This is a genomic window from Oceanobacillus polygoni (genome assembly GCF_008304605.1).
Taxonomy (GTDB): domain Bacteria; phylum Bacillota; class Bacilli; order Bacillales; family Amphibacillaceae; genus Oceanobacillus; species Oceanobacillus polygoni.
Genome location: NZ_PIJY01000010.1, coordinates 12773 through 27065, shown reverse-complemented (window position 1 = coordinate 27065; position 14293 = coordinate 12773). Strand labels below are relative to the sequence as shown.

The 14293-nt window shown below is 38.2% G+C and carries 14 protein-coding genes; all 14 read left to right on the top strand.

Annotated elements, in window-relative coordinates:
* Positions 1 to 81: 81 nt before the first annotated feature.
* On the top strand, positions 82 to 1278 hold the full coding sequence (locus F1560_RS03905; RefSeq protein ID WP_149473336.1) for a PDZ domain-containing protein: 1197 nt from the start codon (positions 82 to 84) through the stop codon (positions 1276 to 1278).
* 257 nt (positions 1279 to 1535) lie between these two features.
* Positions 1536 to 3518, top strand: coding sequence for an excinuclease ABC subunit UvrB (gene uvrB, locus F1560_RS03900; RefSeq protein ID WP_149473335.1), 1983 nt, complete (start codon positions 1536 to 1538; stop codon positions 3516 to 3518).
* A gap of 7 nt (positions 3519 to 3525) precedes the next feature.
* Positions 3526 to 6408 (top strand): excinuclease ABC subunit UvrA, encoded by a 2883-nt coding sequence (uvrA, locus tag F1560_RS03895; protein ID WP_149473334.1) that lies wholly within the window; start codon positions 3526 to 3528, stop codon positions 6406 to 6408.
* Positions 6409 to 6535: 127 nt separating this feature from the next.
* Positions 6536 to 6889: a YojF family protein gene (locus tag F1560_RS03890; RefSeq protein WP_149473333.1), complete on the top strand. Its 354-nt coding sequence runs from the start codon at positions 6536 to 6538 to the stop codon at positions 6887 to 6889.
* A 247-nt stretch (positions 6890 to 7136) separates the two neighbouring features.
* A complete protein-coding gene (gene bshB2 / locus F1560_RS03885; protein ID WP_149473332.1) occupies positions 7137 to 7808 on the top strand; it encodes a bacillithiol biosynthesis deacetylase BshB2 in 672 nt (223 codons plus the stop codon).
* Between the two features lie 255 nt (positions 7809 to 8063).
* Positions 8064 to 8258: a PspC domain-containing protein gene (locus F1560_RS03880; protein ID WP_149473331.1), complete on the top strand. Its 195-nt coding sequence runs from the start codon at positions 8064 to 8066 to the stop codon at positions 8256 to 8258.
* Entirely contained in the window at positions 8258 to 8617 is a 360-nt protein-coding gene (locus F1560_RS03875; RefSeq protein ID WP_149473330.1) for a phage holin family protein, read from the top strand. Before F1560_RS03880 ends, F1560_RS03875 begins: the two co-directional genes overlap by 1 nt.
* A gap of 88 nt (positions 8618 to 8705) precedes the next feature.
* Positions 8706 to 9644, top strand: coding sequence for an HPr(Ser) kinase/phosphatase (hprK, locus tag F1560_RS03870; protein ID WP_149473329.1), 939 nt, complete (start codon positions 8706 to 8708; stop codon positions 9642 to 9644).
* A gap of 12 nt (positions 9645 to 9656) precedes the next feature.
* Positions 9657 to 10532, top strand: coding sequence for a prolipoprotein diacylglyceryl transferase (gene lgt / locus F1560_RS03865; RefSeq protein WP_149473328.1), 876 nt, complete (start codon positions 9657 to 9659; stop codon positions 10530 to 10532).
* Positions 10533 to 10582: 50 nt separating this feature from the next.
* Positions 10583 to 11542, top strand: coding sequence for a nucleoside recognition domain-containing protein (locus F1560_RS03860; protein WP_149473327.1), 960 nt, complete (start codon positions 10583 to 10585; stop codon positions 11540 to 11542).
* Complete coding sequence (gene ppaX, locus F1560_RS03855; RefSeq protein ID WP_149473326.1) at positions 11517 to 12152, top strand: pyrophosphatase PpaX; 636 nt, start codon at positions 11517 to 11519, stop codon at positions 12150 to 12152. The genes F1560_RS03860 and ppaX overlap by 26 nt, the downstream gene beginning before the upstream one ends.
* Positions 12153 to 12155: 3 nt before the next feature.
* Positions 12156 to 12671: an acyltransferase gene (locus F1560_RS03850; RefSeq protein WP_149473325.1), complete on the top strand. Its 516-nt coding sequence runs from the start codon at positions 12156 to 12158 to the stop codon at positions 12669 to 12671.
* Positions 12672 to 12685: 14 nt separating this feature from the next.
* Positions 12686 to 13246 carry a glycerol-3-phosphate responsive antiterminator gene (locus F1560_RS03845; RefSeq protein WP_149473324.1) on the top strand — a complete coding sequence of 187 codons (561 nt, stop codon included), beginning with the start codon at positions 12686 to 12688 and terminating at the stop codon, positions 13244 to 13246.
* 207 nt (positions 13247 to 13453) lie between these two features.
* Positions 13454 to 14284, top strand: coding sequence for an MIP/aquaporin family protein (locus tag F1560_RS03840; RefSeq protein ID WP_149473323.1), 831 nt, complete (start codon positions 13454 to 13456; stop codon positions 14282 to 14284).
* Positions 14285 to 14293: the final 9 nt, after the last annotated feature.

Genomic DNA, 14293 nt, shown 5'->3' with positions numbered 1-14293 from the left:
TTAAAAAGAAAAGCAGGAGATTGGTCGATAATTATCGAATATATAAAGAAAGGCAATACATATTGAAGAAGGTGAACAAATTTGGCAGAAGCATGGTTGATTGAGTTATTAAAAGGAATCGGTAGGTTTTTTATCAACCCATTGGTATACTGGACTATTTTATTGTTATTTATCACAGGCTATAGACGAATTAAGCAAGAACGCTTGGATTACGGAGTTAAAATATTTGATGTGTTTTCAGAGTGGAAAAACACGTTGGGAACATCACTTGTTTTCGGATTTGTTATATCCATTATAACAATTGGTTCAGGTATCGTTTTTAGCTATGAAATGATTTTGTTATTAGCTATTGTTACGATTGTATTATCACTTACAATGCGCTTTTCATTGTTATCACCGACCTATACCATTGGAATAACATTTTTACTCCTGTTTATTTTACCACTAGTATTAGAGAATCAAACGATTATTGTGGATATAGATTTTTTTTCAACTATTAATTTTTCAGCAATTGCATTGCTTTTGGGGATTATGATTATAGTCGAATCTATTTTAATTCTAAAAATAAAACGTAATGAAACATTTCCAAGTATTGCATTAAGTGATCGTGGTGCATGGGTTGGCCAGCATCATATAAAAAAATTAAGTTTGATTCCGTTCTTTGCCATTTTACCAAATGGATTGATTACACCATTTGCGCCATGGTGGCCATATTTTTCGATTGGTGAAGAATCCTATAGTATGGTTCTTATCCCGTTTCTAATTGGTTTTGATTACTTGGCGAAAGGGCATTTTCCAGTACATGCCGTCCAAAAAATATCCAAATTCAATGCATTATTAGGTATTGGAATTTTAATCATTGCTGCTGGGAGTATATTTATTCCATTCTTATCGATTGTCGCAGTAATCCTTGCGATTATTGGAAAGGAATTTTTGAACTATAAATACCGTGTTGGTGATCGATTAAGACGACCGTTTTTTGGCCAACTGAAAGATGGTTTAACCATTGTTGGGATTATTCCAGCAACACCTGCTGCACGATTAGAAATCTTTATCGGTGAGACCATTGTGAAAGTGAATGGGCAAAGAATCGCAACAGAGGATCAATTCTATAAAGCGTTACAATCAACTGGAGCATTCTTTAAGCTGGAGGTACTGGATGATCAAGGTGAAAACCGCTTTGTCCAAGGTGCTTTTTATGAAGGAGACCACCACGAGCTTGGTTTGTTATTCGCGACCGCTCCATACAGGCAAAAGAAGTCTCGAAAGAGCTCGTGATCCTCAACAAATAAAAGTGTGAGATGTTCTTATGAACGTCTCACACTTTTTGGTAATTTGAAATAGTGGATTTGTCTTCATTACGCATTATTGGAATAAAGTTCCATTTTATGAAAAGACAATGATTTTTTGAATTAATGAACGGGTAGTATATTATAAGATGAAAAAGATAAAGAGTCGAATACTTGTTCGTTTTTGTGTTAAAATGTATAATTAGATATGATAATGAGGTTTAGAACGGAACGGAGGAAATAGCTGTGGAAGAAAAATTTGAACTTGTATCCAACTATAAACCAGCTGGAGATCAACCAAATGCAATCAAGGAGATTACGGAGAAGGTTCTTGCAGGGCAACGACATCAGACTTTACTTGGTGCAACAGGAACGGGAAAAACATTTACAATGTCCAATGTTGTCAAGGAAATCAATCGTCCGACCCTTGTGATTGCACATAATAAAACATTAGCTGGACAATTATACAGTGAATTTAAAGAGTTTTTTCCAAATAACGCTGTCGAGTATTTTGTAAGCTATTATGATTATTACCAGCCGGAAGCATATGTGCCATCGACAGACACGTTTATCGAAAAAGATGCGAGCATTAATGATGAAATCGATAAATTACGTCACTCTGCAACCTCTGCGCTTTTTGAAAGAAATGATGTGTTAATTGTTGCGAGTGTGTCTTGTATTTATGGTTTAGGTAATCCGGAAGAATACCGTAACCAGGTGCTTTCATTACGAATGGGGATGGAGAAGGACCGTGATCAGCTCCTCCGTAATCTGGTAGATATTCAATATGCGCGTAACGATATCGATTTTCAGCGTGGGACGTTCAGGGTTCGTGGTGATTCGGTGGAGATTATTCCCGCTTCAAGAGAAGAGCATTGTATCCGGGTAGAATTTTTCGGAGATGAAATTGATCGAATCCGAGAGGTAGATGCACTAACTGGTGAAATTATTGGTGATCGAGAACATGTAGCGATTTTTCCGGCTTCCCACTTCGTAACTGGTGAAGAAAAGATGAAAGTTGCGATTAAAAATATTGAAAAAGAATTAGAAGATCGGTTGAAAGAACTACGTGATAACAATAAGCTGCTCGAAGCACAGCGTTTGGAGCAACGAACGAATTATGATTTGGAAATGATGCGGGAAATGGGATTCTGTTCCGGAATTGAAAATTACTCGCGCCATTTAACATTAAGAGAAGCGGGCGCAACGCCATATACATTGATTGATTTCTTTCCGAAAGACTTTCTTGTCATCATCGATGAGTCACATGTAACGCTACCCCAAATACGAGGAATGTACAATGGGGACCAAGCACGAAAACAAGTACTTGTTGATCATGGATTCAGGCTTCCATCAGCATTGGATAACCGTCCGCTGAAATTTGGTGAATTTGAAGAGAAAACAAAACAACTCGTTTATGTATCGGCAACACCAGGTCCGTATGAATTAGAGCATAATCCAGTGATGACCCAACAAATTATTCGACCAACTGGATTACTTGACCCTGAAATTGAAGTGCGACCGATTGAAGGTCAGATCGATAATTTGATAGAAGAAATTAACATACGAACAGACCGGAATGAGCGTGTCCTTGTTACGACACTTACGAAAAAAATGTCCGAAGATCTTACGGATTATTTGAAAGAAATTGGAATAAAAGTGGCATACTTACATTCAGAGATTAAAACGTTGGAACGAATTGAAATTATTCGTGATCTCCGTGTAGGGAAATACGATGTGCTCATCGGGATAAATTTATTACGTGAAGGATTGGATATTCCCGAAGTTTCACTTGTTGCAATTCTCGACGCAGATAAAGAAGGCTTCTTGAGGTCAGAACGTTCGTTGATCCAAACGATGGGAAGAGCTGCACGTAATGAAAATGGCCAAGTTATTATGTATGCGGACAAAATTACAAACTCGATGCAGGTCGCGATGGATGAAACAACTCGTCGACGTCGTATCCAAATGGAATACAATAAAAAGCATAACATCGTACCAAAAACAATCCGTAAAGAAGTTCGTGATGTAATAAAAGCGACAATAGCTGCAGAAGATCAAGAAAAATATGAAACAGCTACAAAGAGCTTGACGAAATTGACAAAGAAAGAGAAAACCAAGGTATTAGAACAAATGGAAAAAGAAATGAGAGAAGCTGCCAAAGCACTCGATTTCGAAAAAGCGGCAGAGCTTCGTGATGTGATCTTTGAACTTAAAGCGGAAGGATGAGCAGTTCATGCTTAATAAAACAATTAAAATTCAGGGTGCACGTGCACATAATTTAAAAAATATTGATATTGAAATACCTAAAAATAAGCTTGTAGTCTTAACGGGTTTATCCGGTTCGGGGAAATCCTCATTAGCATTTGATACCATTTATGCAGAAGGACAAAGACGCTATGTAGAATCACTTTCCGCATATGCTAGACAGTTCCTTGGTCAGATGGATAAACCAGATGTAGATGCCATTGAAGGGTTGTCACCTGCAATTTCAATTGATCAGAAAACAACTAGCAATAACCCAAGGTCAACCGTAGGTACGGTAACAGAGATTTATGATTATTTGCGTTTATTATATGCAAGAATCGGAAGACCAACCTGTCCAAAGCATGGGATTGAAATTAGCTCCCAAACCGTCCAACAAATGGTTGATCGAATTTTGGAATACCCAGAACGAACGAAGCTACAAATTCTTGCACCAGTCGTTTCGGGTAAAAAAGGGGAGCATGTTAAATTATTAGAAAAGCTGAAGCAGGAAGGTTATGTTCGTATTCGTGTCGATAAAGAGATGCGAGAAGTAACGGATGAAATCAAATTGGAAAAAAATAAAAAACATTCGATCGAAGTGGTGATTGATCGAGTTGTTGTAAAAGAAGGTGTAGCTGGACGATTAAGTGACTCCATCGAAGCTGCACTTCGATTAGGTGAAGGAAGAATCATTGTTGATATTATCGATGGGGAGGAGCTTGTTTTCAGTGAGCTTCACGCATGCCCGATATGCGGATTTTCCATTGGTGAATTAGAGCCCCGACTGTTTTCTTTTAACAGTCCGTTTGGTGCTTGTACGAGCTGTGATGGTTTAGGGACAAAATTAGAGGTTGATCTTGATTTGGTCATCCCAGATTGGGATAAAACATTAAATGAACACGCGATTGCGCCTTGGGAGCCAATTAGTTCACAATACTACCCGCAGCTTTTGAAGAGCGTATGTAACCATTATGAGATTGATATGGATACACCAGTTAAAGATATTCCAGAAGATAAAATGGATAAGATTTTATATGGTAGTGGAAAAGAAAAAATCCATTTTTATTATGAAAATGAATTTGGTAATATACGTGATAATGATATCCTTTTTGAAGGTGTAATTCCTAATGTAGCACGGCGTTATAAAGAAACTTCTTCTGATTTTATTCGTGAATCACTTGAAAAATATATGGCTCAAAAAAACTGTCCGAAATGTAAAGGACACCGACTCAAGCAAGAAGCATTAGCTGTTTTGATTAATGGTTTACATGTTAGTGAAGTTACTAAATTTTCCATTGCAGAAGCGTTGGAATTCTTTAAGAAAGTAGACCTTACGGAAAAGGAACAGCAAATTGCTAAAATGATCTTAAAAGAGATCGATAACAGACTCGAATTTTTAAATAATGTCGGATTGGATTATTTAACACTTGCACGTACTGCAGGAACACTTTCCGGTGGAGAAGCACAACGAATTCGACTTGCGACACAGATTGGCTCTGCACTTACTGGTGTGCTTTATGTCCTAGATGAGCCATCCATTGGGCTGCATCAACGAGATAATGATCGCTTAATCGAAACTCTAAAAAGAATGCGAGATATGGATAATACGCTAATTGTCGTTGAGCATGATGAGGATACAATGTTTGCAGCCGATTGGTTGATTGATATTGGACCTGGTGCCGGCCAGCATGGTGGCGAGATTGTTGATAGTGATACACCAGAAAATGTAATGAAGAATCCAGACTCCTTAACAGGCAGATACTTATCTGGAAAGGATTTCATTCCATTGCCAATGGAGCGTCGTAAAGCCGATAAGCGGATGATTGAAGTGCTTGGTGCAACGGAAAATAACTTAAAGAATGTTTCTGCTAGTGTACCAATTGGATTAATGACAGTTGTTACAGGGGTTTCTGGATCAGGGAAGAGTACACTTGTAAACGAAATTATCTATAAATCACTATCCAAATCACTTTATAAAGCAACAAAACATAAGCCTGGAAAACATCGTAAAATGAAAGGAATCGAGCATATTGATAAAGTGATTGATATTGATCAATCCCCAATTGGACGGACACCGCGTTCTAATCCGGCAACATACACAGGTGTGTTTGATGATATCCGGGATGTCTATGCACAAACGAATGAGGCAAAAGTTCGAGGTTATAAAAAAGGTCGATTTAGCTTTAATGTAAAAGGTGGACGTTGTGAGGCATGTCGAGGAGATGGCATTATTAAAATCGAAATGCACTTCCTGCCTGATGTTTATGTTCCATGTGAGGTTTGTCATGGAAAGCGGTATAATCGTGAAACCTTAGAAGTGAAATATAAAGGGAAAAGTATAGCAGATGTGCTTAATATGCGTATTGAAGACGCTTTGGAATTCTTTGCACCAATACCAAAAATTAAGCGGAAGCTGCAAACCATTTATGATGTTGGTTTAGGGTATGTTACGTTAGGACAGCCAGCAACAACGTTATCAGGTGGAGAAGCACAGCGAGTCAAATTGGCAAGTGAGCTCCATAAGCGTTCGAACGGAAAATCAATGTACATTCTGGACGAACCGACAACTGGTTTACATGTTGATGATATTAAGCGGCTCCTAGTAGTTTTACAACGGTTAGTAGAAAATGGTGATTCTGTTTTAATTATCGAGCATAACCTAGATGTCATAAAAACTGCTGATCACATTATTGACCTTGGACCAGAGGGAGGAGCTCGCGGAGGTCAGATTATTGCAACAGGAACTCCAGAGGAAATTGCTGAACAAGCGGACATATCGTATACAGGTAAATATTTGAAGACAGTTCTTGAACGTGATACAAGTCGTATGGAAGCCATGCTTGCGGAGAAAGAAAAAATTAGCACGAAGTAATGAAAGAGAAGGCAGTGAGTCTTAGCTCATTGCCTTTTTATACATAAATAGGGAGCATGCAAGCTCCCTATTTGACGTGTTATCAAGGTTTCGGTAGAGTAGAAATAGAGAATTGGAGGATAGTAAAATGAAGCCGATAGAGATCGATAACGTACAACATATTCTAAATCAGTATACAAATAAAAAAGTTTATGTTCATTTGGAGACAACGAATGGAGCGTATGCAAACCATATAAATAAAGCAGCTTATAATGTTGGTGTATATATGCGTAATGCACAAGTAACATTTGAGCAAGCAAAGATTGTTGGAGACGGAAGTGTGTATCGCGCTGGGTTAAAAATGGAGATGGGTTGGATTTATGCAGAGGGTTTAACGGATTGGACCATGCATGAAGATACGAAACTATTGCTTGCCGGGCATGATCGCGAAGGTAGATTAATGGTTTCTTTACAAATCAGCGAAACTCCTTTTAACTATTAAACTTAGTAGTTGAAGGACACTGTGATATAATGTGCAATTCTAGTTAGAGCGTATACCCGCTCCGGAAATACACTTCGCTAGTACTGGCTCACTAATTTTTTTGAGAAATACGCTGGAACCAAGCCTTTATTCAGACCAGTCCGGGCTTACACATACCTCAGCAGTTAGTTCGCAGTTTATATCTGTTGATCAAGAATCAACTACATTCATTCATGAAAAAATAATAATTGAAATTAGGTGAATAGACATGGAAAAGCGTGTTGTTGTAATTTATCCACATCCAGATGATGAATCATTTGGAGCAGCAGGAACGATTTTAAAATTTCGAGAAGAAGGAGTTCCAGTGACCTATCTTTGTGGAACACTAGGAGAAATGGGAAGGAACATGGGCAATCCCCCCTTTGCGAATCGTGAAACATTACCCGAAATCCGAAAGGCTGAGCTGCTTAATGCCTGCCACATACTCGACATGGATCTAAAAATGCTTGGGTACCGTGATAAAACGCTAGAATTTGAAGACATACGAGAAGTAGCTTTACATTTAAAGCAGATTCTCGATGAGCTAAAGCCAACACTTGTGATTACACATTATCCTGATTATGCGGTACACCCAGATCATAACGCATTAGGTGCTGCTGCAATTGAAGCTGTACAGTTAATGGATACAGCCAACCGTCCAGAAGTTTGGGCACAGGCGATCTCCAATAATTATATGGATGTACTTGGAAAGCCGGATATAGTCAACGATATTACGAATTACTTTGAGAAAAAAATGGAAGCAATCTTTTCTCATGATTCGCAAGCAGCGGGAGTTCTTGGTCAGTTCAAACATGTCGATAAATTAGAAAGTGATGTACAGGACGATATTAAAAAAAGATTTAGTAAAGAGCATTTTTATCGTTGGAAATATACTGATTAAAGGTTTGTAGCTCATGTGAATACTGGGTTCGTTTAAAGAGATGAAATGAAGTAAATAATAACGTTAGGACAAACACCCTTGCATATGTATTATAGCAAGGTGTTTTCGAGATGAGGATAAAAAATGTGGGGTATTCTTTTCATTAAGTACTGCGATTAGAACTGTAGAAAAGAAACCTTTTTCCTTTCCACATCGTATATATGTTATACGATATTTCATAACGGGTAAAGATTATATATGGAAGGATGATCGTTTATGAAGAAATTATATCGCTCCACTTCAAATCGTATGGTTGGTGGTGTTCTTGGTGGAATCGGTGCCTATTTTAATGTTGATGCAACGATTCTGCGGTTAGCATTTATATTATTGCTGATCCCAAGCTTTATGACATTTGCGGTGGCATATCTTATTGCTATGATTATTGTACCGAAAGACGTGGAGATTTACTGATGTTTAAGCGCTGGATTATATCCCTTGTACTTAATGCTGTAGCACTTATTGCTGTTGCCCAGTTATTTCAATCGTTTCAACTAGATGGCTTTGGAACAGCATTAATTGCAAGCTTCATTTTATCGATTTTAAATGTGTTCATAAAGCCGCTTCTGATTATTTTAACATTGCCGATTACAATTGTTACATTTGGTTTGTTCTTGATTGTGATTAATGCTATTACATTAATGCTTACGCAAGTGTTGATGGGACCTTCATTTGTAATTGATGGCTTTGGAACGGCAATGATAGCAGCGATTATTATATCCTTACTGAATATGTTGCTAAATAGTTTAGTAAAAGATTCACTAAATAGATAAAAACGTAGGTCTCATCCTACGTTTTTTTCGTTTCATATGCTAAAATGTATATCAGTTAGCGTCCAAATGATTGGAGGAGCATTAGATTATGGCAGCGATTGTTCGTACAAGTGATTTATTAGACAACTTTAACCTAACACTTGTAGCAGGTGAGGATGGAATCAATAGGGAGATTATTACAAGTGATATATCTCGACCTGGTATAGAGATGACAGGTTATTTCAGATACTATCCGAAGGAACGTCTACAATTGATTGGAAAAACAGAAATGACGTATTTTCTTGAATTAACAGATGAAGAAAAAAGAAACCGGGCAGAAAATCTATGCACGGATATTACTCCTGGAATTGTTGTTACGAGAGGAATGACTGTTCCACAAGTATTAATTGAAGAAGCTAATAAAGCGGGCGTACCTATTTTACATTCGCCACGAAAAACAACACGAGTTATCAGTAGACTTACGAATTATTTAGAAGAAAAATTCGCCCCTTCGACAGCAATCCATGGTGTGCTTATCGACATTTATGGTGTCGGGGTTCTCATTATTGGACAAAGTGGGGTAGGTAAAAGTGAAACAGCATTGGAACTTATCAAGCGTGGACATCGTCTTGTAGCAGATGATAATGTAGAGATTCACCAAGAAGACTACGAAAGCTTGGTTGGAAATGCACCTCCATTGATTGAGCACTTACTGGAGATTCGCGGATTAGGCATCATTAATGTAATGACCTTATTCGGAGCAGGTTCCGTTCGGAGTAAAAAAAGAATTTCAATGGTAATCAATCTAGAAAATTGGGATGAAAAGAAACAATATGATCGTCTCGGACTCGATGAGGATACAATGAAAATCATGGATGTCCACTTACCAAAAGCGACCGTACCTGTACGTCCCGGAAGAAACCTTGCAGTAATTATCGAGGTTGCAGCAATGAATTTCCGTTTAAAACGGATGGGAGTAAATGCTGCTGAAGAATTTTCGGAACGGCTAACGATGATGATTGAAAGTGAAAAAAATCTAGGCGAGTAGGAGTGGTTTGACTTGATCTTAACAGCACCTGCCTTAGACAGGGTATTTTTAGAATTGGGTCCATTTACGATTTATTGGTATGGGATTATCATCGCTTTTGGAGCAATATTGGGAGTTTATTTAGCGACAAAAGAAGCAAATCGTTTAGGATTACAAAAGGATTTATTAATTGATTTCATTGTCTTTGCCGTACCAATCGCCATTATTTTTGCCAGAATATACTATGTTACCTTTGAATGGGAGCGTTATGTAGGTGGCCCGTGGTGGAGTGTATTTGCCATTTGGGAAGGCGGCATTGCTATTCATGGAGCGATTATTGGTGGCGTGTTAACAGCAATTGTTTTCTCAAAAGTTAGGAATGTTTCTTTCTGGCAATTAGCAGATATTCTTGCGCCAAGTTTAATTCTTGGTCAAGCAATTGGTCGTTGGGGAAACTTTATGAATCAGGAAGCACACGGAGGGCCGATTTCGCAATCTACATATGAAAGCTTTCATCAATATTTACCTGATTTTATTATGAATCAGATGACGATTGATGGTGTTATGTATCATCCGACATTTTTATATGAGTCCTTTTGGAATATTGTCGTGTTCACGCTTCTAATCCTAATGAGAAGATATAATCCATTACGAGGTGAAATATTCCTTAGTTATGCGATACTTTACTCGATTGGTAGATTCTTTATTGAAGGACTTAGAACAGATAGTTTATACGTTTTCGGTGAATTACGTACGGCTCAGGTCATTTCGATCATTATAATAACCGTATCAATTATTTTAATTCTCTATCGTCGTCGGGCGACAACGATACGCTATAATGATGTTCCAATTACAGAAAAAAAGAACACCCATAATAAGAAAAAGAAGCGTAAAAAGAAGAAAAAATAAATATGTTTTTTTGAACATGGTTCCACTATTTTGAAGGAGAGGGTTACGGAATGACCGGAATGTTAAACCGAGGTTTACAACAAGGTTTGAAAACAACGTTGACCTTAGGTAAGGTAATTTTTCCAATTACATTAATTGTTACAATTCTGCAGTTTACCCCTGTATTGCCGTGGATTATAAATTTATTAACACCGGCAATGGGGTTGATTGGCCTTCCAGGGGAAGCTGCAGTTCCTTTAGTTCTAGGAAACACATTGAATTTATATGCAGGAATAGCAGCAATTATTTCATTTGATTTTACAGTAAAAGAAGTATTTATTATGGCAATGATGCTTTCCTTTTCGCATAATTTATTCGTCGAATCTGCAGTTGCAACCAAAGTCGGTGTCAATTGGTGGCTAATTGTTGGTGTGCGTGTAGGTCTTGCCATCACTTCAGCATTTGTTATTAATCTTGTATGGAATGGTGGATCTGAATTAGCGCAATATGGGTTTGTGGCATCATCTGAGGTCGTATTGAATGGTTGGGTTGAAATTGCCTTGCATGGTATGCAAACAGCTCTACTAGCTATACTACAGTTGGCATTAATTGTCATTCCATTAATGATGATTATCCAAATAATGCGTGAGAAAGGCTTGCTTACAGCTATGTCCAACATGCTTGCTCCATTTATGAAACTGTTGGGAATGGACAAAAACACATCGATGACAATGGTTGCAGGTTTAACGGTTGGATTGGCTTTTGGAGCTGGACTAATGATTCAAGCAGTAAAAGAGGATGGGGTATCGAAAAAAGACATGTATTTGGCACTCATCTTCCTGGTTTCCTGTCACGCGGTTGTAGAGGACACACTTGTATTTATCCCGCTAGGCATCCCCGTTTGGCCATTGCTTGTCATTCGCTTAACGACGGCAATTGTCCTGACGATGGTCATTGCCTCTATTTGGAATAGTAAAGAACGTAAGAAAAGAAAGGAAACATCACATGAACATTCATACAATACTCTTTGATTTGGACGGTACATTAATTGATACGAATGGGTTAATTAATGCATCCTTCTTACATACATTTGAGCAATATAATCTAACGTTTACTCCTGAGGAGATACTAGAATTTAACGGTCCACCGTTAATTGAAACGTTCCGAAGCATTGATCCGATAAATGCAGACAATATGATAGTAACCTATAGAAAGCATAATTTAGCTGAGCACGATAATTATGTAACAGCGTTTCCGTATGTCCTTGAAACAATGGAGCAATTGCAAAAACAGAATATCCAGCTTGGTGTCGTGTCGACTAAGATGTCCAAAGGAGTACATATGGGCTTAAAATTAACTGGATTAGATCGCTTTTTTGAAACGGTGATTACATTCGACGATGTTATAAATCCAAAGCCACATCCAGAACCAGTGCTTAAAGCGATGGAAGCACTGGGAGCAAATGCAAGCACCACATTGATGGTTGGAGATAATCACCATGATATTGAAGCAGGAAAAAGCGCAGGTGTTATGACGGCAGGTGTAGCCTGGTCTGCTAAGGGAAAAGAGAGACTTTTAACGTATGAACCAACCTATATGCTAGAAGAAATGACCGATTTGCTAAAAATTGTAGGAGTGTAAGCGATGCGTAAAACGGAACGATTTAAAGTGGAAAGCTCAAATTCATTATGGCAAATCTACAAGACAGTTCCTTTTTGGAAGGTAATGAAAAACTTCATTATTATCCAGCTTGCAAGATATACGCCATTTTTAAGCATGAAGAATTGGCTTTATCGTACTTTTCTAAAAATGGAAATTGGTAAACAGACCTCCTTTGCATTAATGGTTATGCCGGATATTATGTTCCCTGAGAGGATTTCTGTGGGAGGTAATAGTATCATTGGCTATAACACAACGATTCTGGCACATGAATATTTAATAAAAGAATATCGAATTGGTGACGTTATAATTGGCGATGAAGTCATGATCGGAGCCAATTCGACCATTCTTCCTGGGGTTACGATTGGTGATCATGCAATTGTCTCGGCAGGTACACTCGTACATAAAGATGTTCCGCCGGGTGCTTTTGTTGGTGGAAATCCGATGCGGTTAATTTATACTAAAGAAGAGATGGAAAAGCGGGATATGGATGAAATATAAAGTAGGTGACAGTCGTGGATGTACCAAGTGGAATACTTCCAGCAATACGAAAAATGAAGGATTTTGATAAAGCGCTAGAAACGGACCAAGATTCCATCGTTATTCTCGAGTCGCGACTTGCTCAATTAAAGAGCCTTGTTGCTTATGCAAAGCGAGCTAATAAACAGGTATTGGTTCATTTTGATTTGATACAAGGCTTAAAATCGGACGAGTACGGCATGGAGTTCTTAATCCGTGAAGTGAAGCCGGATGGTATTTTATCAACGAGAGGAAATATTATTCAGCTTGCAAAGAAACACAAGCTTCTAGCAATTCAGCGTATGTTTTTATTGGATAGTTTAGCTCTAGACCAAAACTTAAAGCTTATCAACCGATTTCAACCGGATTGTATCGAAGTATTACCAGGACTAATGCCGAGTGTGATTCAACAAGTATATGAACAAACAAAGCTGCCAGTTATCGCTGGAGGTTTGATTACAACAAAAGAGGAAGTCCAAGCAGCCTGTGATGCGGGAGCAGTTGCAGTATCAACTTCAAAAACAAGCTTATGGTCTGTTAACGTTAAAAGACTATAAAATTATTAACAAAATAAATAAACCCTATTGACAACGCTTACAGTGTCGGTTAATATGATAAGACAAGTTAATGATGTGGTGGAGACTAGGAGACCTACATTTCAATCGTACCTTTCTAAAAGAAAAGTATGTTTATTGAAGTGTGGGTTTTTTTTCGTACGCCGAATTAACTTGATTAAGAGATTAACATTAAAAAGGGGTGTTTGTATGTCTGAATTTGTCGCTGAGTTGATTGGTACCATGATCCTAATTATCTTTGGTGGAGGTGTTGTCGGGGGAGTTGTACTAAAAAAATCAAAAGCTGAAGGAACTGGATGGGTACTCATTACCATTGGTTGGGGGCTAGCCGTTACAATGGGGGTATATGCGGTTGGAAACTTTACAGGTGCACACATAAACCCGGCGGTGACAATTGGTTTCGCTGCTGTTGGTGAGTTTCCTTGGGCTAAGGTTCCAATGTATGTAAGCGCCCAAATGATTGGTGCCTTCATTGGTGGAATAATCGTATTCCTAAATTATTTGCCACACTGGAGAGAAACGGAAGACCAAGGAGCAAAGCTAGCTGTATTTGCAACAGATCCAGCAGTGAGAAGTCCTTTCTCTAATTTACTGAGTGAGATGATTGGAACTTTTGTTTTATTACTTGGCCTTATGTTTATTGGTGCTAATGAATTTACGAATGGGTTAAATCCTTTAATTGTTGGTGCATTGATTGTCGCTATCGGGATGTCTTTAGGTGGAGCAACAGGATATGCGATTAATCCAGCTCGTGACCTTGGTCCAAGAATTGCCCATGCCCTTCTTCCAATACCCGGAAAAGGTGGTTCAGACTGGGGGTATGCATGGGTTCCTGTCGTAGGGCCGATTATTGGCGGTGTGTATGGTGCAGTATTCTATCATGCGATATTTCTTGGTAATTTTTCAGCACTATTCTGGATATTGAGTGCTTTTGTTGTCATACTTATAATTGGGGCAGCTAATAAAGAATTGAAAAAAAATAACTCAGCTCAAAATAATTTAAATAAAAAAATTGTATAGGGGGATAAA

What these genes read in the sequence shown, in the direction of transcription:
- uvrA (WP_149473334.1), top strand. Translation starts at nt 3,526, where the DNA reads ATGCTTAATAAAACAATTAAAATTCAGGGTGCACGTGCACATAATTTA.
- F1560_RS03890 (WP_149473333.1), top strand. Translation starts at nt 6,536, where the DNA reads ATGAAGCCGATAGAGATCGATAACGTACAACATATTCTAAATCAGTAT.
- bshB2 (WP_149473332.1), top strand. Translation starts at nt 7,137, where the DNA reads ATGGAAAAGCGTGTTGTTGTAATTTATCCACATCCAGATGATGAATCA.
- F1560_RS03880 (WP_149473331.1), top strand. Translation starts at nt 8,064, where the DNA reads ATGAAGAAATTATATCGCTCCACTTCAAATCGTATGGTTGGTGGTGTT.
- F1560_RS03875 (WP_149473330.1), top strand. Translation starts at nt 8,258, where the DNA reads ATGTTTAAGCGCTGGATTATATCCCTTGTACTTAATGCTGTAGCACTT.
- hprK (WP_149473329.1), top strand. Translation starts at nt 8,706, where the DNA reads ATGGCAGCGATTGTTCGTACAAGTGATTTATTAGACAACTTTAACCTA.
- F1560_RS03860 (WP_149473327.1), top strand. Translation starts at nt 10,583, where the DNA reads ATGACCGGAATGTTAAACCGAGGTTTACAACAAGGTTTGAAAACAACG.
- ppaX (WP_149473326.1), top strand. Translation starts at nt 11,517, where the DNA reads ATGAACATTCATACAATACTCTTTGATTTGGACGGTACATTAATTGAT.
- F1560_RS03850 (WP_149473325.1), top strand. Translation starts at nt 12,156, where the DNA reads ATGCGTAAAACGGAACGATTTAAAGTGGAAAGCTCAAATTCATTATGG.
- F1560_RS03840 (WP_149473323.1), top strand. Translation starts at nt 13,454, where the DNA reads ATGTCTGAATTTGTCGCTGAGTTGATTGGTACCATGATCCTAATTATC.